Below are 20,151 nucleotides of genomic sequence, written 5' to 3'. Positions count from 1 at the left end.
GTAGCGGCGGTGGTCTGAGTGTAAAGCTGGTTATCGACCCCCGCCACAAGGACGTTCCTTTTCCCTCCGAACAAGCCCCGACATGTTCAGACCTCTCTTCGTATTTATTGGCACGCGTTATACCCGTGCAAAGCGTCGCAATCATTTTGTGTCGTTCATTTCCCTGACTTCGATGATCGGTCTTGCCCTTGGCGTGATCGTGATGATCGTGGTGCTGTCGGTCATGAACGGCTTCGATCATGAGATGCGCACCCGCGTGCTGGGCATGGTGCCCCACGCGACCATCGAGTCCGGCGAGCCGATCAGCGACTGGCAAGACCTCGCCGCCAAGGTCAAGCAGAACCCGCAAGTGACGGCCGTGGCGCCGTTCACCCAGATGCAGGGGTTGCTGACCAACAACGGCAAAGTCTCCAAAGTGCTGCTCAATGCCATCGACCCGGCGCTGGAACGCCAGGTATCGATCATCGACAAGTTCATGCTGCAGGGCAAACTCGATGACCTCGCACCGGGCAGTTTCGGCATCGTCATCGGCGACAAGGCGGCCGCCAAGCTCGGCGCGGCCATTGGCGACAAGCTGACCTTCGTCGCGCCGGAAGTCACCGTGACCCCGGCCGGCATGTTCCCGCGCATGAAACGCTTCACCGTGGTCGGCATCTTCCATGTCGGCGCGGGCGAGATCGACGGTTACCTGGGCGTCACCAACCTGCAGGACCTGGCGAAGCTGCACCGCTGGAAACCGGATCAGGTGCAGGGCATCCGCCTGAAGTTCGACGACCTGTTCCAGGCCCCGCGTACCGCATGGAACATCGCCCAGCAACTCGGTGAAGACCATTTCTACGCCCGCGACTGGACGCGCACCCATGGCAACCTGTATCAGGCGATCCGCATGGAAAAAGCCATGATCGGTTTGCTGTTGCTGCTGATCGTTGCCGTGGCTGCGTTCAACATCATTTCCACGCTGGTGATGGTGGTGAACGACAAGAAGGGCGACATCGCGATTCTGCGCACCCTCGGCGCCACGCCGGGTTCGATCATGGCGATCTTCATGGTGCAGGGCACCGTCATCGGTGTGGTTGGCACGCTGATCGGCGCCGTGGTTGGTATCTTCGCCGCGCTGAACGTCAGTGCCGCAATCTCGGCCCTCGAAGGCCTGATCGGCCACAAGTTCCTCAACGCCGACGTGTACTTCATCGATTACCTGCCGTCGCAAGTGCAGAGCCAGGATGTGTTGATGGTCTGCGCCGCCGCGTTGATCCTGAGTTTCCTCGCCACCCTGTATCCAGCCTGGCGTGCCGCGCGCACCCAGCCTGCGGAGGCGCTACGTTATGAGTGAGTCGGGCATGAGTGATAAAGCAATCTTGAGCTGCCGCAACCTGGGCAAATCCTACGAGGAAGGCCCGGAGTCGGTAGAGGTTCTGGCCGGTCTGCAACTGGAGCTGCATCCGGGTGAGCGCGTAGCGATCGTCGGCACGTCGGGGTCGGGCAAAAGTACCTTGCTCAACCTGCTGGGCGGCCTCGATACGCCAACCAAGGGCAGCGTCTGGCTCGACGGCCAAGAGCTTTCGGCTCTGAGCGAGAAGAATCGTGGCCTGCTGCGTAACCGTTCCCTCGGGTTCGTGTACCAGTTCCACCATTTGCTGCCGGAGTTCACCGCACTGGAAAACGTCTGCATGCCGCTGCTGATCGGCAAGACCGCGATCCCGGAAGCGCGCCAGCGTGCGACGGCGTTGCTGGAGCGGGTAGGGCTGGGCCATCGCCTCGAGCACAAACCGGCGGAATTGTCCGGTGGCGAACGTCAGCGTGTGGCCATCGCCCGCGCCCTGGTGAACAAGCCAGGCCTGGTGATGCTCGACGAGCCGACCGGCAACCTCGACTCCCACACCGCCCAAGGCATTCAGGATTTGATGCTGGAACTCAGCACCTCGATGCGCACGGCGTTCCTGGTGGTGACCCACGACATGAACCTGGCTCGCCAGATGGATCGCGTCCTGCATTTGCAGGAAGGTTGCCTGACGCCTATCTGATTGGTCGAAACCCGATGTCTGAAAAGACGTCGGGTCTTTTTGTTTTTATACGGTGCCCCAGCGAATGTTCAGACCGTTATCGATCTTTATCGGCACGCGCTATACCCGCGCCAAGCGCCGCAATCGCTTTGTTTCGTTCATCTCGATGACCTCGATGATCGGCCTCGCCCTCGGCGTGCTGGCGATGATCGTGGTGTTGTCGGTGATGAACGGGTTCCAGCGCGAAATGAGCTCGCGCATCCTCGGCATGGTGCCCCACGCAACCATCGTCGGCGTCAAGCCGATCGACGATTGGCAACCGGTGGCCGCCGCCGCGATGAAAAACCCGGAAGTGACCGCCGCCGTGCCGTTCACCGAGATGGAAGGCATGCTCTCCTATAAAGGCACGATGCAGCCGATTCAGGTCAGCGGCGTCGATCCGGCACTGGAAGGCAAGGTCTCGATCGTTGCCCAGCACATCGTTCAGGGCCGTCTCGATGCCTTGAAACCGGGCGAGTTCGGTGTAGTGATCGGTGAGATCACGGCAAGACGCTTCCGCTTGAATGTTGGCGACAAGATCACCCTGATCGTGCCGGAAGTCAGCAACGCGCCGGGCGGAATTACCCCGCGCATGCAGCGACTGAACGTGGTTGGCGTGTTTAAGGTGGGTGCCGAGCTGGACGGCTCGATGGCGCTGATCCACGTCGCCGATGCCGCGCAGATGCAGCATTGGGAGCCGAATCAGGTGCAGAGCGTGCGCCTGGCGGTGAAAGATTTGTACGCGGCGCCGCAGGTTTCCAGCGACATCGCTGGCGGCTTGGGCACGGCTTACAAGGCTGACGACTGGACTCACACTCAGGGCAGCCTGTTCAGCGCGATGAAAATGGAAAAAACCATGATCGGCCTGTTGTTGCTGATGATCGTTGCGGTAGCGGCGTTCAACATCATCGCCACCCTGATCATGGTGGTGAACGACAAAGGCGCGGACATCGCGATCCTGCGCACCATCGGCGCCACGCCACGACAGATCATGGCGATCTTCATGGTCCAGGGCACGGTGATCGGGGTGGTTGGCACCTTGATCGGCGGCGTGCTCGGCGTGATCGCCGCACTGAACGTGAGTGAGTTGGTGGGCTGGATGGAGCGGGTGAGCGGGCAACACATCTTCAGTTCCGATGTGTATTTCGTCAGTAACCTGCCTTCGGAGTTGCAGGGCGGGGATGTGTTGTTGATCTGCTCGGCGGGGTTTGTGTTGAGCTTCCTTGCCACGGTATACCCGGCGTGGCGTGCGGCGAAGATCGAGCCGGCTCACGCGTTGCGGTATTCGTAATCAGTTGTACTGCCATCGCGAGCAGGCTCGCTCCCACAGGGTTATGAGTCGTGCACTACGGTGTGATTGAACTCGATCTACTGTGGGGGCGAGCCTGCTCGCGATGTGGCCAGACTGCTTGCCTCAATCTCTCTTTGGCAACTCGATCACAAACCTGGTCCATCCATCGGCCGATTCGCAACGAATCTGCCCGCCATGGGCACGAACGATCGACTGGGTAATCGCCAATCCCAACCCCGCATGTTCACTGCTGCCTTCTTGTCGAGCCGGATCCGCCCGGTAGAAGCGATCGAAGAGTCGCGGTAGCAACACCCCGTCTATCCCATCGCCGCTGTTCTCAACCGTCAGGCTCAAACCTTCTGGTCGCTCAACAATCCGCACCCTGACCTCACCCTTGGCCGGCGTGAACCGCAGCGCGTTATCCAGCAAATTCGAAAGCGCCCGGCGCAACATACTCCGGTCTCCCACCAGGCGCGCGGTGCCTTCGCGGCTCAACGTCACTTGGGCGTCCTCGGCCAGCGGTGCAAAAAACTCCAGCAACACATCCGCTTCTTCCGCCAGTTCCAGCTGTTCACGTTTTGGCATCAACAATCCATGGTCAGCCTTGGCCAGGTACAACATGTCGTTGACCAGTTGCGCCATCCATTGCACTTCTTCGAGGTTGCTGTGCAGCGCTTCGCGGTAATCCTCGATGGGGCGCGGGCGAGTGAGGGTGACCTGGGTGTGCGTCAGCAGGTTCGACAGCGGCGTGCGCAGCTCATGGGCGATGTCGGCAGAAAATGCCGAGAGCCGCTGAAACGAGTCGTCGAGGCGTCCGAGCATGGCGTTGAAGTGGTGGGCCATTTCCGCGAGTTCTGGCGGCATGTCGTCTTCGGGCAGGCGCGCGTTGAGCGATTGCGCCGAAACACCGCGTGCGACCGCACTCATGCGGCGCAATGGACGCAAACCGCTGCGCGCCGCCCAGGCACCGAGCAGCGCCGTGGCCAGGGCCGACAAACCCACGGTGAGCCAGATCAGGTGTTGCATGCGCTGCAGAAAATGCTGGTGATGGGTGATGTCCAGCAGCAGGGTCAATTGCGGTGAGTCAGGCTTGTCCACAAACAACGGCGCATTCAGGACGCGGTAGTCGGTGTCGTTGTCATTGATGGTCGACAAGCCCGGTTTGTGCGGCAGCTTGTCGGGCAAGCGCGTCGAACTGTCATACCAACGCTGGCCGTCGCTGCCGGTAATCCTCAGTGAAAGATCCGCCTGACGGTTCAATTCTTCCGCCAGCCTGACTTCGCTTTCGCTGGACTGAAGATCGTGAAGCGCTCGACGCAAACCAATCAATTTGCCGCTCAGCAATTGCTGGTCCAGCTCAACGAAGTGCGCCTCGCTGGCGCGACTGAACAACACCCCGGCGAACAATGAAACCACGGCGGTGCAGGCGGCAAACAGCAGCGCCAGGCGGCTGCTCAAGGACAGTCGGCGCATCAGGCAGGACGCTCTTCAAGGACATAACCCATGCCGCGCACGGTGTGGATCAACTTGTTCGGGAACTCATCGTCGATCTTCAGGCGCAAGCGGCGGATGGCGACTTCGATGACATTGGTGTCACTGTCGAAATTCATGTCCCAGACCTGGGACGCGATCAGCGACTTGGGCAGCACTTCGCCCTGACGTCGCAGGAGCATTTCCAGCAGGGCGAATTCCTTGGCGGTCAGGTCGATGCGTTGGCCGCTGCGCTCGACGCGGCGGCGGATCAGATCCAGGCGCAAATCGGCCAGTTGCAGGTTGGTTTCCTGAGGCGCGGCACTGCCACGGCGCAACAGGCTGCGAACCCGGGCCAGCAGTTCGGAGAAGGCGAACGGCTTGACCAGGTAATCGTCGGCGCCGAGTTCGAGGCCATGGACCCTGTCCTCCACCGCATCTCGTGCTGTCAGAAAAAGTACCGGCGTGTCGAGGCCGGCGCTGCGCACGGCTTGCAGGATCTGCCAGCCATCGCGCCCCGGCAGCATCACATCGAGGATCAATAGCGCGTAATCGCCGCTCAGCGCCAATTGCTGGCCGGTGCTGCCGTCAGCCACCAGCTCCGTGTTGAAACCGGCCTCGGCCAGGCCTTGGCGCAGGTAGTGGCCAGTTTTCGGTTGGTCTTCGACGATCAGCAGTTTCATGGGCGACTCGAGGCAAGTGGAACGAACGCTTTATACCGTGGGCAGCGTCAGTACAGTCCAACCTGACAAAGTTGTAATCTGGCTGTCAGGTTGTGGGCAGTGGCGGCAGTTTAAAGTTTTCCACAGGCTGAACCTTATCTTGTTGGAGTACGACTATGTTTTTGCGCAAACCTCTGATGCTGGTCGCGTGTTTGCTGGTGCTGAGCTCACCGGCGTGGGCAGCGCCGGCGCAAACCTACGACTTCGGTCAACCGGCCCCGGCTGCAAAGGCTGATCGAAGCGTCGAAGTGGTGATGGGCGACATGTCGTTCACTCCGAAGGCCATCGATTTCAAGGCGGGTGAGACAGTTCGCTTTGTTCTGGTCAATAAAGGCCAGTTGCTGCACGAATTCAACCTCGGCGATGCGGCGATGCATGCAAAACATCAGCAGGAAATGTTGAAGATGCATCAGAGCGGCATGCTCACGCCTACAGGCATGAAGGAAATGGGCCACGGTTCGATGGCTGGCATGGATCACGGAATGATGAAACACGACGACCCGAATAGCGTCCTCGTTGAACCTGGCAAAACTGCGGAGCTGACCTGGACCTTCACCAAGGCCACCAGCCTGGAATTTGCCTGCAATATCCCTGGCCATTATCAGGCAGGCATGGTCGGCAAGTTGACTGTCAGTCAGTAAGCACTCAAAGGCGGGCACAAAGGCTGGTAGAATCCGCTGATTCTTCAGTCAGGTTTCCGCCATGCATCCCGCAGCCGAACACTCGCCGCTGGGCAAATCCAGCGAATACATCGCCACGTACACGCCGTCCTTGCTGTTTCCGATCCCGCGCACCGCGAAATGGGCAGAGCTGGGTCTGACGGCTGAAACCCTGCCGTACAAGGGCGTGGATTTCTGGAACTGCTTCGAGCTGTCGTGGCTGTTGCCGTCCGGCAAGCCTGTGGTGGCGATCGGCGAATTCAGCATCCCGGCGGATTCGCCGAACATCATCGAATCCAAGTCGTTCAAGCTGTACCTCAATTCGCTGAACCAGACGCCGTTTGCCGACACCGCGAGCCTTGAAGCGACGCTGGTGAAAGACCTGTCCGCTGCGGCGGGTAAACCGGTTGGCGTGCGGATTCGCAGCCTGAAAGACGTTGAAGCCGAAGGCGTCGTGGCGCTGCCGGGTGTGTGCATCGATGACCTGGAGATCAGCGTCAGCAACTACGAGCATCCGCGGCCGGAGCTGCTGCGTTGCGACGAGTCGCGCATTGTCGAGGAAAGCGTGCACAGTCATTTGCTCAAGTCCAATTGCCCGGTCACCAGCCAGCCGGACTGGGGTAGCGTGGCGGTGGAATACCGTGGCGCGGCGCTGGACCATGCGAGTTTGCTGGAATACATCGTGAGTTTTCGCCAGCACTCGGACTTTCATGAACAATGCGTGGAGCGGATATTCCTCGACCTGCAACGGTTGCTGAAGCCGGAGAAGCTGACGGTGTATGCGCGCTACGTACGGCGTGGCGGGTTGGACATCAATCCGTATCGCAGCACTGAAGACGTCCAATTGCCGAACCACCGTCTGGTCCGTCAATAAAGTACCAATGTGGGAGCTTGCTCGCCATGAGTCCAGCTCGTTCAGCATTGATGTTGACTGACACTCCGCAATCGCGAGCCGGCTCGTTCCCACAGGGATTGCGTTGCAAATCGCAGATATGAAAAAGCCCCGCTAGCGATAGCGGGGCTTTTTTGTATCCGGCGGGTTCAGATCCCAATGTTGCCCAGGGTCAATACGATGTTGCGCAAGGTGCCAGCAATGGCAGGGTGTTCGAGTTCGAAGCGTTCGACGGCCAGGTTTACGCCGTCAGCGAGGCTGGAGTCCTGGGTTTTGGTTTCGAGCTCGATTTCAAGTTCGATCTGTTGCATCAGCGCATGCAGGTCTTCGCGCTCGGCTTCGGTCAGCGGTGGATTCTGTTCCAGTTGCTCGCGCAGAGTGTTGAGCTGTTGTTGCAGTTCGCGGGCAGGCATGGCGTTCTTCCTTTTATCGATAGGCACTGGCATAGACCGCGGCAGTGTGCCAAAGGTCTATGGCTGACCTTTAGATTAATCCACTCGCGCGAAACCTGCATGATCCCGGTCAGGGCTTTTCACCCTTGAGACGACGCAGGCTGATATCGGCCAGGCAAGTGTCGAGTTCGCCCAGGTGATCGATCACCGAATGCACGCCCAGACTGAACAACTGCACTGTCGCCTTGCCGCGCAGGTGTTCGCGTTCTTTCTGGCTCAAAGCCTGCCATTCGCTGGGCGCCAGCCCGCAGAGCGAGCCGCAGGAGGCCAGGCCAATCGTCCACAGCCCGGCATTCAGGCCCGACTGCAGCAGTCGCGGTTCGCCGCTGACCAGCACGCAGCCATCCAGGCGCTCGACATTCAACGCCATCAAGGCTTGCCAGCACGCATTCGGCGCGGGCCAGGGATTGATTGTTGCGGGGTGTTGCGAAGGTTTGATCCATTCCGGCAGAGCGGCGGCCAGGGAATGGCTAAGGGCAGGGGTGAGTTCGTCGAGCCAGGCGCAGGGAATCTGCTGACGTTGCAAGCTGTGCAAACTATCCAGGGCGCCCGGGGTGACCTCAGCGTGCTCGGCACAGTGGACGCCGTGCTGACGCGTCCGGGCGCCGAAATCCACCAGGCAACCGCTGAGGCCGAACAAGACGGCGGTCAGGCTGGGCGTGGCGAGGGGCAAGGTTTCGGCGTGCGGCATATCAACGTCCTTGAAATAGCGACAAGGCTATGCGCGGCCGGTGACAGTTGGATGACATAGATGTGAATCACTTACACTCAGGGCGAATCATCCGAAGGCCATCACGCACGATACTGCCTAAAGCGGCTTTTCCATCTTATACTAGCCAGCTTAATGCCCGGGCCAAGACGCCCGCGCCAGTACAAACCAAGGAGTTTTCTATGCGCTGGAGCAATCATCTAGCTCAGCTTTGTGTATGCGCCAGTGCCTTACTGGCTCCGTTCGTTGCCCAGGCAGCCACGGAAGATGACCCTTGGGAAAGCATCAACCGTCCCATCTACAAATTCAACGACGTGGTCGACACCTATGCGCTGAAGCCTTTGGCGCAGGGTTACCAGTTCGTCACCCCGCAGTTTCTCGAAGACGGCATCCACAACATGTTCCGCAACGTCGGTGACGTCACCAACCTTGCCAACAACATCTTGCAGGCCAAACCGGCCGCCGCCGGGGTCGATACCGCGCGCTTGATCTTCAACACCACCTTTGGCGTGCTGGGCTTCTTCGACGTGGGCACCAAAATGGGCCTGAATCGCAGCGACGAAGACTTCGGTCAGACGTTGGGCTACTGGGGCGTAGGCAGCGGTCCGTACGTGATGCTGCCGTTTCTCGGCCCAAGCACCCTGCGTGATGCGCCGGCGAAATACGTCGATGGCTACACCGGCCCATACCCGTACATTCACGATGTGCCGGTGCGTAACTCGATCTTCGGTCTGAACATTGTCGATACCCGCGCCAGCCTTCTGTCCGCCGAGAAGCTCATCACTGGCGACAAGTACACCTTCATCCGCAATGCGTACTTGCAGAACCGCGAATTCAAAGTCAAGGACGGTCAGGTCGAAGACGATTTCTGATCACGACCGGTAAAACGAAGAAGGCGGCCTGTTGGCCGCCTTCTTTGGTTTTGGATCCCGGTTATTTCATCTTCAAGATTGTAAGGCCGAGTTTCTGACTGCCGCCGTCCTGTTCTTTGACCCACACCACTTCGGTGTCGGCCTCGAGGCCTTTGAGTGCCGCATGATCGGAATCGATCCGTACGCTAAGGCGATCACCTGCCTTGAACAAACGAGGCGCCTCAACCTGCATGCCACTGCTGGAAAGGTCGATACAGACGCCTGCAACCTCGTCTCCTTCATGAATCAGCGCAACGTCGGCATCAACCCGCATGCGGATGAAATCACGCTTTTCGCTGTAGTCCCGATCGGTTTGACTCATGGGCTTGGTCCTTCCATTGGGTTACGGTTTTGCCTGTTCTTATAACTCCCGGTGATTTGACAAGTAAAGACGTCAAGCGACCATCGGCGTGAGCTTGAAACGCCCCGCGGATGGGAGTACCGTCTGCGCCTTAGAAGGGCACCTCTGGTGTGCCTGCGAGTAGGGTGAATGCCCGAAAGCGGTGCAACAGAGAGGCTAGAAAGCGAATCCAGTAGTGTGCGCGGGGTCAATTGCCCAGCCTGCTACGCCAACCTAATTCTGGCGCCGTTTGCCCACATGCCAAAAACCAGTGCCACGCTGCTGATAATCGATGATGACGAAGTAGTGCGCGCGAGCCTCGCCGCCTATTTGGAAGACAGTGGTTTCAGCGTCTTGCAGGCCAGCAATGGCCAGCAGGGTCTTCAGGTATTCGAGCAAGACAAGCCCGACTTGGTCATCTGCGATCTTCGCATGCCGCAGATGGGTGGACTCGAACTCATCCGCCAGGTCACCGAGCGGTCACCGCAAACCCCTGTGATTGTGGTGTCGGGTGCCGGCGTGATGAACGACGCGGTCGAGGCCTTGCGCCTGGGCGCAGCGGATTACCTGATCAAGCCTCTCGAAGATCTGGCTGTGCTCGAGCACTCCGTGCGCCGGGCCCTGGATCGCGCGCGCCTGCTGCTGGAAAACCAGCGCTATCGCGAGAAGCTGGAAAAGGCCAATCGCGAGCTCGAAGCCAGCCTGAACCTGCTCCAGGAAGACCAGAACGCCGGTCGCCAGGTGCAGATGAACATGCTGCCGGTCAGCCCGTGGACCATCGACGAGTTCCAGTTTGCTCACCAGATCATCCCGTCGCTGTACCTGTCGGGTGATTTCGTCGACTACTTTCGGGTCGACGAGCGTCGGGTAGCGTTCTACCTGGCGGACGTTTCCGGCCATGGCGCCTCTTCAGCCTTCGTTACCGTGCTGCTGAAATTCATGACCACGCGCTTGCTGTTCGAATCCAAGCGCAACGGCACATTGCCGGAATTCAAGCCTTCAGAGGTCCTTGGTCATATCAACCGGGGGCTGATCAGTTGTAAGCTGGGTAAACACGTCACAATGGTCGGTGGAGTCATCGACGAGGAGACAGGTTTGTTGACCTATAGCATCGGCGGTCATTTGCCGTTGCCTGTGTTGTACACGCCAGACAGTGTCCGTTATCTGGAAGGGCGTGGCCTGCCGGTGGGCCTCTTCAATGAAGCCACCTACGAAGACCACGTGCTGGAACTGCCGCCGACGTTCAGCCTGACGCTGATGTCTGATGGCATTCTGGACCTTTTGCCAGAGCCTACACTCAAAGAAAAAGAAGCGGCTTTGCCCCAACGGGTCAAGGCAGCGGGCGGCACCCTGGATGGGCTGCGGCAGGTTTTTGGATTGGCCACGCTAGGGGAGATGCCGGATGATATCGCCCTGTTGGTGTTGAGCAGGAATCTTCAATGAGTACCGGTAGAATCCAGTTCGCCGAGCAGGACGGCACCTTTGTCCTGAAGTTCGTCGGTGAAGTTCGCCTGACCCTGTGTTCGGCGTTGGATGCGACTATTGAGCGGATCTTCACGGCGTTGAACTTCAACGCGATCGTGATCGACCTGACCGAAACCCGCAGCATCGACAGCACTACCCTTGGCCTGCTGGCCAAACTGTCGATCCTGTCGCGGCAAAAGGTCGGCCTGCTGCCGACCGTCGTCACCACCCACGAAGACATCACCCGTCTGCTGCAGTCCATGGGCTTCGAGCAGGTGTTCAACATCGTTGACCGCCCGATTCCGTGCCCTGAATGCCTGACCGACCTGCCTGACCAGGATCAGTCCGAGGAAGTGGTGCGGATCAAGGTGCTTGAAGCGCACAAGATCCTGATGGGGCTGAACGATTCGAATCGTGAAGCGTTCCATGATCTGGTGAATGCCCTAGAGCGTCACTGATCCCTGTGGCGAGGGAGCTTGCTCCCGCTGGGCTGCGAAGCGGCCCTGAAACATCCACCTCGTTGGGTCAGCCAGATCCCGGTTAATCGCTTTACGACTGCTGCGCAGCCGAGCGGGAGCAAGCTCCCTCGCCACCGTTCTTCATCTGCCTCAAAGCCGCACAAAAAAAGGGCGAACCCAATGGGTTCGCCCTTTTTGCATGGCGTCGAAACTACATCACAACTTGGCCTGCAACAGCGACTCAAGCTTCTCCTGATCACGGGCAAACTGACGAATACCCTCAGCCAGTTTCTCGGTTGCCATCGCATCTTCGTTCGACAACCAACGGAACTGCGCTTCATTCAGGTTCAAGCGCGCTTCGCCGGCATGACCCGGAGCGAGTTTACGCTCCAGTTTGCCTGTGTCCGCCGCCAGCTTGTCGATCAAGTCAGGGCTGATAGTCAAACGGTCACACCCGGCCAACTGCTCGATCTGATTCAGATTACGGAAGCTCGCGCCCATGACCACGGTCTTGTAGTCATTGGCCTTGTAGTAGTTGTAAATGCGCGTCACCGACTGCACGCCCGGATCATCCGCACCGGTGTAGTCGTTGCCGTTGGCCTTCTTGTACCAGTCGTAGATCCGGCCCACGAACGGCGAAATCAGGAACACACCCGCATCGGCGCACGCGGCCGCCTGGGCGAACGAGAACAGCAGCGTCAGATTGGTCTGGATGCCTTCTTTTTCCAGAATCTCGGCAGCGCGGATACCTTCCCAGGTGGAAGCGATCTTGATCAGCACGCGGTCACGGCCGATGCCGGCCTTGTCGTACAGCTCGATCAGACGGTGCGCACGCTTCAATACGGCGTCAGTGTCGAACGACAGGCGCGCATCCACCTCAGTGGAAATACGGCCCGGAATCACCTTCAGAATCTCTTGCCCTACCGCAACGCCAAAACGGTCGCTGGCCAGGCCCACGTCGCCCTTGCAGTCGTTGACGCAAGCGTTCAGCAACTCGGCATAAGCGGGAATGGCCGCCGCTTTGAGCAGCAGGGAAGGGTTGGTGGTAGCGTCCACCGGTTTAACGCGAGCAATCGCTTCGAAGTCGCCGGTGTCGGCAACCACGGTGGTCATCTGTTTGAGTTGTTCCAGCTTGGAAGTCATGGGCGTGCTCTGTCCTATGGGTCTAATGACATTACCCGAGCGCTGACAGCCACTCAAGGGTGCATGTACGTATCGAAGGCCCCAGCGGCAACAACCTGAAAACGGCTGTTTGAATGGCGGGGCGCGGTGTCCGTAAATACGATGCCAAATCCGGGCGCAGGTTCAACCCGGGTGACCGTTAGCGTCCTTCCAGCAACTCCGCCGCCTGATCCAGCAACACCAAAGGTTCCTTGGCCTTGTGAATATCCACCGACAACAACTGCCGAAACTTGCGCGCCCCCGGAAACCCGGTGCCCAGCCCCAGCACATGCCGGGTGATGTGGTGCATGGAACCGCCCGCATCAATATGCGCCGCTATATAAGGCCGCAATTGCGCCAGCGCCTCGGCCCGGCTGATCACCGGCGCCGTGCTGCCGAACAGTTGCTGATCCACCTCGGCCATGACATAAGGATTGTGATACGCCTCGCGCCCCAGCATCACGCCATCAAACGTCTGCAAATGCTCGTGACAGGCCTCCAGCGTCTTGATCCCGCCGTTGAGAATAATCTCCAGTTCCGGAAAATCCTTCTTCAACTGCGCCGCCACGTCATACCGCAGAGGCGGAATGTCGCGGTTCTCCTTCGGCGACAACCCCTCCAGAATCGCAATCCGCGCATGCACGGTAAAACTCGTGCACCCGGCATCGCGAACGGTGCCGACGAAATCACACAACTCCTCGTAACTGTCCCGTCCGTTGATCCCGATCCGATGCTTCACCGTCACCGGAATCGACACCGCATCGCGCATCGCCTTCACACAATCCGCCACCAACTGCGGATGCCCCATCAACACCGCGCCGATCATATTGTTCTGCACCCGATCACTCGGGCAGCCGACATTCAGGTTCACCTCGTCGTAACCGTGCTCCTGCGCCATGCGTGCGCAACCGGCCAGGTCCAGGGGAACGCTGCCACCGAGTTGCAGGGCGAGCGGGTGTTCGGCTTCGTTGTGACGCAGGAAGCGGTCGTGATCGCCGTTTAGCAGCGCGCCGGTGGTGACCATTTCGGTGTAGAGAAGGGCGTGCTTGGAGAGCAGGCGCAGGAAGAAACGGCAGTGGCGGTCTGTCCAGTCCATCATGGGTGCCACACTGAAGCGGCGAGACGGCTCGGAGCGGGCATGGCTAGTGTTTACAGGCGCTTCAGGATTTTCGAAATTCATTGATACTGATCTTTTATACAGCGGTTTTTACCCATTTTTCCTTGTTTCTGAAGTCGGTTGCTAAAATGTAGCAAGCGAATTCGGCAATGTAGCAACTGGAAATGGGCACGATCACATCACGCAAGCGCAAGGACAATTCGACGGCCTACACGGCGCAGATACGGATCAATCGGGACGGGAAGACAGTTTATCAGGAAAGCCAGACGTTCGACCGTAAGCAGGTCGCCCAGGCTTGGATCAAGCGCCGCGAGACGGAGTTGGCCGAGCCTGGTGCCATTGCACGCGCTAACCGTAAGGGTGTGACGGTCAAGAAGATGATTGAGCAGTGCCTGGACGAGTACGAAAAGATCCGTCCGTTGGGCAAAACCAAAAGCGCAACGCTGAATGCTATCAAGGACACCTGGCTGGGCGAGCTCGGCGACTCGGCGCTGACCAGCCAAAAACTGGTGGAGTTCGCTCAATGGCGAATGAGCAAGGAGGGTGGTGGTGTCCAAGCGCGGGGTTCGAATCCCTATCTCAGAAGCTCTATTGCGCCGGCTGAGGCTATTCTTATGGGGGCTACAATGACTGAAAATGATGAAATTTCATGATCTCCTTCCAGATGTAACCGTAGCTGTAACGTAGCCATGTAACTTTTAACCGGTCGAAGCTACGTCGTAGCCAACTGCTTTCTCGCGCTTTGAGTTCTTTGGCTATTTCATCCAGTAACCATTCATCCTGAAAACCGGTCCAAACAGGAGGGACGGGCGTTTCAAGGTTGCTGAAACACACGGGCGCGACCTCTGAGTACAAGATGTCTTCAACGACCTTTGGGTCATAGCCCCGGATTCGCTCTGCGATAGAGGCGTAGTCGACAACGCTGTCTACAAAGGCCTCTGCCAGCGCAATCTGGATGTTCGCTCGTTCCGCAGGAGTCAAAATATGTCCCAATGGGCCAGCTCCTCTAGCTCTGCGTCGAACGTATCAGCCGCGACCCCGCCAGCAATGCCACCGGCAATGCTTCCAATGAGAACAACGGCTATGGCACAGGCCGGAGCTCCAGGACCACAAAGAGCGGATATGCCCAAGCCCGCCAGAACCCCCCCTGCCGCACCACCACCCAGGATGGTGGCTTGACGGGCCGTTTCTTTGGCCTTGTCGTCTGCGTTCAGTATTTGGTAAGTGGCAAGCACCGCTGTCATGATGATGCCAACCTTGCCCATAACGGACATGATTTTGGTGCCAGAAGTGAACTTGGCATTAGCACTGCCAGACCGCTCTAGAGCTTTGTACAAGACTTCTTTCTGTTGAGCCTTAGAAAGTTGTTCGTAATTTTTGTTGAACTGGGTTTGAGATTTTCCGTTCAGGATTTCGCTGTGTGTTTTCCCAGTTTTCTTCTTTTTTTGCACGATGGCCAGGCCCTGTGCAGAGGTCAGCTTGCGGTGTTCGAACATGATTTTGTTGCGCATCTCATTGCTGAATTTTGTCGCGTCCTCAACGCTGATATTGCCGGCTCTGACCTCAGCGAATATCTGCTGCGACATTCGTCGAATATTGCCCTCTGTAGTTGCTTGAGCGCCGAGCTGAAATTTGGACTTTTGGGGCTGCCGTTCTGATTAAAAAAAGCGAAACGCTCTTTCCATTTTGGGCTGGCGGTGTCGGTTTGCAATTCATCCGTGTTGCTCATGTTCTGTCCTTTTTTCGGGTGGCGCTCGGTCGAGGTATCGACCAGATTTTCTTTCCGTGTGCTTGGTATCGCGTTTTTTGCATGCTGCAGGCCAGTGGCCAATGTTGCGGGGTGAGTTTCCGGCAGCGTATGAAATTTCACAAGCCATTATGTTTGGCCGAGACTTCGTTCGTTTTCCCTCATGTACCCGCAAAGAACTGCAAGTTGATCTTGAAGATCATCAACGTCGTGCTGATCGTCGGTGCTTGTTTCTGAGCGCGTGCTCGGGTGATCCATGAGTTCGAAGGGGCGTCCGGGGAGGGCGCCCCTTTGTGACGTCAGGACTTTTCGGCATCCATACGTCGCGCAACGACATCCAGAACATCACAGCCATCACGCAACGGTATGCAGCAAAGCATTGCGAAGTCGCTGAGAATCACCGAGTCCGTGGTGATGTCGCCGCGCATTGCGAGGTTTTCGAGGATCTGCGTTACCGCGCCAATTCGGTAGCGTGCGGTGCTAAGCAGTGAATGCAGCGGTTGGGTGGTGTTTACGTACAGCGAGGGAAGGTCATCGGCATTGCTGGTTAAAGCCATAAACTCTTTCATGTGAAGCTCCATTAATTTGAGAAAACTACTGCTCATTCGTCGCCAAACGAATGGGTGGTAGCTGTACGCGGGTTGGCGAACCGGGCAATGGAGAAACCGGCAGACCCGAAGGTCTCCCGCGCACAGCCACCATAAAACAGGCAGCTAAGTGCGTTCCGAAACGCTTCGAAAATGGTCGAAGGATTCAGTTCAATTGCCATCGAGTCGCCAAACCCGACACGCCATTTGGGCGTTGGGTGGACTATAGGCCTCGTGACAAAAGTGCAGCAATGGACAAGTGTACGGACAATTCCGAGTGTCGTGTAGGACGTTGCTCTTTCAACGATTTGTCTGGGGAGCGACCTTTTTCGCATCAACAAAACCGCAGCAGCTGAACCAATGCTGTCGCCCTGTAAAGTTTCATAATGCGCAGCCGCTTCCGGGCCTACGATGACGAGCAAAGCTCACATCACCACGCCCCAGCCCACAGGAAACGGAAAAATGATCTCGAACCTCGCCAAAACCTTGCTGATCGGTGGTGCGTTGCTGTTGAGCGCCTGTTCGGGGGTAAGCACCCAAAGCAATTATTCAGAAGACCTCCAGCCATCTGCCGGCTTTGGCCCGGGCCCTACCAATAATCACAGTCAGTTGAATTTCCATGGCAGTGCGCTCGGTAATAGCTTCGGCGAGTACAGCTCGGGGTTGTTGCACGACGACTAGAGTGTGACGCAACGGCGCGGTATTCCTGCCGTTGCGTGTTCTCCGAGGGGGCGACTACTGCGCAGCCGAACGCAGGCGTTGCCAGCGTGGACGGCTATTTGCTCTCAGGCGTCGCAATCCACTCACCCAAGACCTTCTGGTACTTCCCCGTCACCTTGGCCAGATGCAACCACTGATCCACATACAACTTCCAAGTCATGTCATCACGCGGCAGCAAATAAGCCTTCTCGCCATACTGCATGAACTGCCCCGGATTCACCGCGCACAATCCAGGTTTCAGTTTCTGCTGATACAGCGCTTCCGACGCATCGGTAATCATCACGTCGGCCTTCTTGTCCAGGAGCTCCTGAAAGATGGTCACATTATCGTGAAGGCTCAATTGCGCCTTGGGCAGGAAGGCGTGAACGAAGGCTTCATTGGTGCCACCGGCCGGTTCGACCAGTCGAACCGAAGGCTGGTTGATTTGCTCGACGGTCTGGTACAGCGCCTGATCCTCGCAGCGCACGAGGGGGATTTTGCCGTCGACGTCCAGCGTGGTGCTGAAGAACGCTTTTTTCTGCCGCTCTAGCGTGACCGAGATCCCGCCCATGCCGATGTCGCATTTTCCCGCGAGCAAGTCGGGCATCAGGGTTTTCCAGGTGGTCTGCACCCACTCGACCTTGACGCCGAGGCTGTCGGCCAGCGAGCGGGCCATGGCGATGTCTATTCCCGAGTATTCGCCGTTCTCTGCTTTGAAGGTATAGGGTTTGTAGTCCCCGGTGGTGCAAACGCGCAGTTGGCCTTGCTGAATGATGTTGTCCAGATGCGATGGCTCTGCCTGAGCGCCAAACGAGAGGGCGAGCAGCCCGGCAAGCATCGATATGCGTTGTGTCGTCTTCATTGTTTTCCGGCTTCCATGAGGGATTGGATTCGTTTCTTGGCGCCTCGCTTGAAGTGCGAAAGATCGCAGCCTTTGCCACCTCCTACAAGGGCGCCGTGCGTTCACTTCAAACTCTCGCGAACCATGTCCAGAAACGTCGCCACCACCCGCCGTGAACTCTGCTCGCGCAAGCACACCAGTGTCTCCGTCAGCCGCCGTGTGCAATCGGTGATGGGTAACGCACACACCCGCGAATCCGCGCCAAATTCCGCGGCCGAGACCACGCCCACGCCAATCCCCACGACCACTGCCTCACGCGCCGCTTCCCGACCTTCGACCTGAATCGCCGGACGAATGCGAAACCCCGCCCGGGCCATTTCCTCCTCCAGCGTCTGACGCGTCACCGAGCCGATTTCCCGCAGCACCAGCGGGGTGTCGTCGAGGTCGGCCAGGCAGATCGACTCGCGGTCGGCCCACGGATGATTGCGTGAAACAAACGCCACCATCGGGTCGTTACGCAGCGCGACCGAGATCAATCGTTCATCGCTGACCTCGCGCCCGAGCAACGCCAGGTCGGCCTGATAGTTGAACAGCCGAAACAGCGATTCATCGGTGTTGCCGGTTTCGATTTTCACGCTGATGCCGGGATAGCGCTCGCAGAACCGCGCGATCTGCGGCAGGACGTGGACCGGCGCATCCACCGCCAGGATCAGGCTGCCGGTCTGCAACGCCTGGGAGTCCTGCAGCAACTCCTGCGCCTCGGCCTCAATCACAAACAGCCGCTGGGTGATGCCGAGCAAGCGTTCGCCCAGATCGGTCAGGCGCACCGAGCGTTTGTTGCGGTGGAACAGCAACACGCCAAAGCGTTCTTCGAGTTTGCGCACCTGGTCGGAAATCGCCGGTTGCGTGAGGAAAAGCCGCTCGGCGGCTTTGGTAAAGCTTCCGTGAACGGCCACGGCGTGGAAGGCTTTGAGCTGGGCGTGGGAAACCGACATCGAAACCTCCAGTAACAAGCTGAGCTTATATTGGAAATACGATAAATCGATTTCACTTATTAATCAGTAATTGTTTTTATCGGCCTCAGTTGCGGTGACTGGTCGGTCGAACAGCCTCCGTGACCATGAGCCTGCGCGTGTAATTGCAGAACTCATCTGACCGGTATCGCCTCAGGGACGCAGCGATATCGCAGTGCTCAACAATAAAAACACAGGCGTTATTTCTCAAATTCTGCCGGCACACTCACACCCTGAGGTCAGAACCACAATGAACAAGCACATCGGCACCATCAAGCGTTGGCGCGTGCAGATCTTCGCGATCACCTGGCTCGCCTACGCCGCTTTCTACTTCACCCGCAAAGCGTTTTCCGTGGCCAAACTGGGGATCGCCGAAGACCCCACGTTCACCCTCGACAAAATGGCCATGGCCAACCTCGACGCCATCTACCTCGCCGCTTATGCCGTCGGGCAATTCACCTGGGGCATCCTTGCCGACCGTTTTGGCCCGCGGGTCGTGGTGCTCGGCGGGTTGCTGATTTCCGCCGCCGCCGCGCTGGTGATGGGCAGTTTTGCCACGTTACCGATTTTCGCCACCTGCATGCTGATTCAAGGCCTGGCCCAGTCCACCGGATGGTCGGGGTTGTGCAAAAACATCGGCAGTTTCTTTCCCGCCGAACAGCGCGGGCGGGTGCTCGGTCTATGGAGTTCCTGCTACGCCTTTGGCGGGCTCGTGGCTTCGCCGTTTGCCGGTTGGTGGGCGTACACGCTCATCGGCAGCTGGCACGCGGCGTTCATTTCCAGTGCGGCGGTGGTTGGGCTGGTCGCCGTGCTGTTTTTTATTTTCCAACGCAACAAACCCGAAGACGTCGGCTTGCCGGCGGTGGAGCCTGAGCCGGAGCTGACCGCCGAGGAGGCGCATGCTCAAAGCAAGATCAGCGTGCTGGAACCGCTGAGGGAAATCCTGCGCAATCGCACGGTGCTGATTCTCGGTCTCGCGTATTTCCTGCTGAAACCGGCGCGCTACGCGATTCTGCTGTGGGGCCCGGTGATCGTTTTCGAGCAGATGCCGACGGTGGGTAAAGTCGGTGCGGCGATCATTCCGACGGCGTTCGAACTGGCCGGGCTGCTTGGGCCGATCTTGCTGGGGCTGGCTTCGGACAAGCTGTTTGGTGCCCGGCGCATGCCGGCCTGCGTGCTCAGTCTGTTGGCGCTGACCGTTTCCCTGGCGTTGTTCATGGGAGCACTGCACACCGGCAGTGTGATGCTGGTGGTGGCATTGTTGTTCGTCATGGGCCTGACCCTGTACGGGCCGGACTCGATGATCAGCGGCGCGGCAGCCATCGATTTCGGCACGGCCAAGGCTGGCGCAACGTCGGCAGGCTTCGTCAACGGTTGCGGTTCGGTCGGAGCGATTCTGGGCGGCTTGCTGCCGGGTTACTTCGACTCGGTCACTGTGTTCATTATCTTCGCCGGTTGCGCGTTGTTCTCTGCGCTGGTGCTGATCCCTTACTGGAACAGCCGCCCGGCGGGCCTGCAGGCCAAAAGTGCGTTCGTGCCTAACCGGCCGATGAGTGTCAAACCCCTGCGTACCTGA

General features: G+C 58.5%; 21 protein-coding genes and 2 pseudogenes. 11 read left to right on the top strand and 12 right to left on the bottom strand.

Features of this window, described 5'->3' with window-relative positions; translation table 11 throughout:
* Nucleotides 1-82: 82 nt before the first annotated feature.
* From ACM1ZW_RS30285 to ACM1ZW_RS30275, 3 genes are all read left to right on the top strand, one after another.
* Complete coding sequence (locus ACM1ZW_RS30285) at nucleotides 83-1,333, top strand: lipoprotein-releasing ABC transporter permease subunit (protein WP_017339873.1); 1,251 nt, start codon at nucleotides 83-85, stop codon at nucleotides 1,331-1,333.
* A gap of 7 nt (nucleotides 1,334-1,340) precedes the next feature.
* Entirely contained in the window at nucleotides 1,341-2,024 is a 684-nt protein-coding gene (gene lolD / locus ACM1ZW_RS30280; RefSeq protein WP_017339872.1) for a lipoprotein-releasing ABC transporter ATP-binding protein LolD, read from the top strand.
* A 64-nt stretch (nucleotides 2,025-2,088) separates the two neighbouring features.
* Entirely contained in the window at nucleotides 2,089-3,333 is a 1,245-nt protein-coding gene (locus ACM1ZW_RS30275) for a lipoprotein-releasing ABC transporter permease subunit (protein WP_414883580.1), read from the top strand.
* 123 nt (nucleotides 3,334-3,456) lie between these two features.
* On the opposite strand, the gene ACM1ZW_RS30270 is transcribed toward ACM1ZW_RS30275, so the two are convergent.
* Together ACM1ZW_RS30270 and ACM1ZW_RS30265 are read right to left on the bottom strand one after the other, a co-directional pair.
* Nucleotides 3,457-4,806, bottom strand: a complete 1,350-nt coding sequence (locus tag ACM1ZW_RS30270; RefSeq protein ID WP_017339870.1) for a heavy metal sensor histidine kinase — start codon at nucleotides 4,804-4,806, stop codon at nucleotides 3,457-3,459.
* Nucleotides 4,806-5,486 (bottom strand): heavy metal response regulator transcription factor, encoded by a 681-nt coding sequence (locus tag ACM1ZW_RS30265; protein WP_414880125.1) that lies wholly within the window; start codon nucleotides 5,484-5,486, stop codon nucleotides 4,806-4,808. The genes ACM1ZW_RS30270 and ACM1ZW_RS30265 overlap by 1 nt, the downstream gene beginning before the upstream one ends.
* Before the next feature lie 155 nt (nucleotides 5,487-5,641).
* On the opposite strand from ACM1ZW_RS30265, the gene ACM1ZW_RS30260 reads away from it, so the two are divergent.
* Nucleotides 5,642-6,166 (top strand): cupredoxin domain-containing protein, encoded by a 525-nt coding sequence (locus ACM1ZW_RS30260; RefSeq protein ID WP_416739928.1) that lies wholly within the window; start codon nucleotides 5,642-5,644, stop codon nucleotides 6,164-6,166.
* A 61-nt stretch (nucleotides 6,167-6,227) separates the two neighbouring features.
* On the top strand, nucleotides 6,228-7,058 hold the full coding sequence (gene queF, locus ACM1ZW_RS30255) for an NADPH-dependent 7-cyano-7-deazaguanine reductase QueF (protein ID WP_150631595.1): 831 nt from the start codon (nucleotides 6,228-6,230) through the stop codon (nucleotides 7,056-7,058).
* Between the two features lie 167 nt (nucleotides 7,059-7,225).
* Here the strand turns inward: queF and ACM1ZW_RS30250 are convergent, their stop codons facing one another.
* Nucleotides 7,226-7,489: a DUF4404 family protein gene (locus tag ACM1ZW_RS30250; RefSeq protein ID WP_416739927.1), complete on the bottom strand. Its 264-nt coding sequence runs from the start codon at nucleotides 7,487-7,489 to the stop codon at nucleotides 7,226-7,228.
* A 109-nt stretch (nucleotides 7,490-7,598) separates the two neighbouring features.
* Nucleotides 7,599-8,219: an HAD family phosphatase gene (locus ACM1ZW_RS30245; protein ID WP_416739926.1), complete on the bottom strand. Its 621-nt coding sequence runs from the start codon at nucleotides 8,217-8,219 to the stop codon at nucleotides 7,599-7,601.
* Between the two features lie 200 nt (nucleotides 8,220-8,419).
* On the opposite strand from ACM1ZW_RS30245, the gene ACM1ZW_RS30240 reads away from it, so the two are divergent.
* Nucleotides 8,420-9,109, top strand: coding sequence for a VacJ family lipoprotein (locus tag ACM1ZW_RS30240; RefSeq protein ID WP_017339864.1), 690 nt, complete (start codon nucleotides 8,420-8,422; stop codon nucleotides 9,107-9,109).
* 61 nt (nucleotides 9,110-9,170) lie between these two features.
* Here ACM1ZW_RS30240 and ACM1ZW_RS30235 read toward each other — a convergent pair whose 3' ends face one another.
* Nucleotides 9,171-9,470, bottom strand: coding sequence for a PilZ domain-containing protein (locus ACM1ZW_RS30235; RefSeq protein WP_017339863.1), 300 nt, complete (start codon nucleotides 9,468-9,470; stop codon nucleotides 9,171-9,173).
* Between the two features lie 276 nt (nucleotides 9,471-9,746).
* Here ACM1ZW_RS30235 and rssB point away from each other — a divergent pair, with 276 nt between their 5' ends.
* Nucleotides 9,747-10,931: a two-component system response regulator RssB gene (rssB, locus tag ACM1ZW_RS30230; protein ID WP_017339862.1), complete on the top strand. Its 1,185-nt coding sequence runs from the start codon at nucleotides 9,747-9,749 to the stop codon at nucleotides 10,929-10,931.
* Nucleotides 10,928-11,410 carry an anti-sigma factor antagonist RssC gene (gene rssC, locus ACM1ZW_RS30225; RefSeq protein WP_007935262.1) on the top strand — a complete coding sequence of 161 codons (483 nt, stop codon included), beginning with the start codon at nucleotides 10,928-10,930 and terminating at the stop codon, nucleotides 11,408-11,410. The genes rssB and rssC overlap by 4 nt, the downstream gene beginning before the upstream one ends.
* A gap of 216 nt (nucleotides 11,411-11,626) precedes the next feature.
* Here the strand turns inward: rssC and tal are convergent, their stop codons facing one another.
* Together tal and dusA are read right to left on the bottom strand one after the other, a co-directional pair.
* Nucleotides 11,627-12,553, bottom strand: coding sequence for a transaldolase (tal, locus tag ACM1ZW_RS30220; protein ID WP_017339861.1), 927 nt, complete (start codon nucleotides 12,551-12,553; stop codon nucleotides 11,627-11,629).
* 178 nt (nucleotides 12,554-12,731) lie between these two features.
* A complete protein-coding gene (gene dusA, locus ACM1ZW_RS30215; protein WP_416739925.1) occupies nucleotides 12,732-13,751 on the bottom strand; it encodes a tRNA dihydrouridine(20/20a) synthase DusA in 1,020 nt (339 codons plus the stop codon).
* Nucleotides 13,752-13,852: 101 nt separating this feature from the next.
* Between dusA and ACM1ZW_RS30210 the strand changes: the two are divergent.
* Nucleotides 13,853-14,251, top strand: a pseudogene (locus ACM1ZW_RS30210) (integrase); the annotation flags it as partial.
* 58 nt (nucleotides 14,252-14,309) lie between these two features.
* Here ACM1ZW_RS30210 and ACM1ZW_RS30205 read toward each other — a convergent pair.
* The 3 genes and pseudogenes from ACM1ZW_RS30205 to ACM1ZW_RS30195 all read right to left on the bottom strand — a co-directional run bounded on the left by ACM1ZW_RS30205 (nucleotide 14,310) and on the right by ACM1ZW_RS30195 (nucleotide 16,004).
* Nucleotides 14,310-14,681, bottom strand: a complete 372-nt coding sequence (locus ACM1ZW_RS30205; RefSeq protein WP_031319042.1) for a DUF7079 family protein — start codon at nucleotides 14,679-14,681, stop codon at nucleotides 14,310-14,312.
* Nucleotides 14,666-15,304: pseudogene (locus ACM1ZW_RS30200) on the bottom strand (hypothetical protein); the annotation flags it as partial. The pseudogene ACM1ZW_RS30200 and the gene ACM1ZW_RS30205, both read right to left, overlap by 16 nt.
* A 430-nt stretch (nucleotides 15,305-15,734) precedes the next feature.
* Entirely contained in the window at nucleotides 15,735-16,004 is a 270-nt protein-coding gene (locus ACM1ZW_RS30195; RefSeq protein ID WP_414880118.1) for a short-chain dehydrogenase, read from the bottom strand.
* Between the two features lie 480 nt (nucleotides 16,005-16,484).
* On the opposite strand from ACM1ZW_RS30195, the gene ACM1ZW_RS30190 reads away from it, so the two are divergent.
* Nucleotides 16,485-16,703, top strand: a complete 219-nt coding sequence (locus ACM1ZW_RS30190; protein WP_414883524.1) for a hypothetical protein — start codon at nucleotides 16,485-16,487, stop codon at nucleotides 16,701-16,703.
* 94 nt (nucleotides 16,704-16,797) lie between these two features.
* Here the strand turns inward: ACM1ZW_RS30190 and ACM1ZW_RS30185 are convergent, their stop codons facing one another.
* Both ACM1ZW_RS30185 and ACM1ZW_RS30180 read right to left on the bottom strand, forming a co-directional pair.
* Nucleotides 16,798-17,559 (bottom strand): transporter substrate-binding domain-containing protein, encoded by a 762-nt coding sequence (locus ACM1ZW_RS30185; protein WP_017339852.1) that lies wholly within the window; start codon nucleotides 17,557-17,559, stop codon nucleotides 16,798-16,800.
* A 125-nt stretch (nucleotides 17,560-17,684) separates the two neighbouring features.
* Nucleotides 17,685-18,557 carry a LysR family transcriptional regulator gene (locus tag ACM1ZW_RS30180; RefSeq protein ID WP_017339851.1) on the bottom strand — a complete coding sequence of 291 codons (873 nt, stop codon included), beginning with the start codon at nucleotides 18,555-18,557 and terminating at the stop codon, nucleotides 17,685-17,687.
* 268 nt (nucleotides 18,558-18,825) lie between these two features.
* Here ACM1ZW_RS30180 and ACM1ZW_RS30175 point away from each other — a divergent pair, with 268 nt between their 5' ends.
* Nucleotides 18,826-20,151 (top strand): MFS transporter, encoded by a 1,326-nt coding sequence (locus tag ACM1ZW_RS30175; RefSeq protein ID WP_414883523.1) that lies wholly within the window; start codon nucleotides 18,826-18,828, stop codon nucleotides 20,149-20,151.

Source organism: Pseudomonas sp. NFX71 (assembly GCF_048079215.1).
GTDB lineage: Bacteria > Pseudomonadota > Gammaproteobacteria > Pseudomonadales > Pseudomonadaceae > Aquipseudomonas > Aquipseudomonas fluorescens_B.
This window is presented reverse-complemented; position numbering and strand designations above follow the sequence as displayed.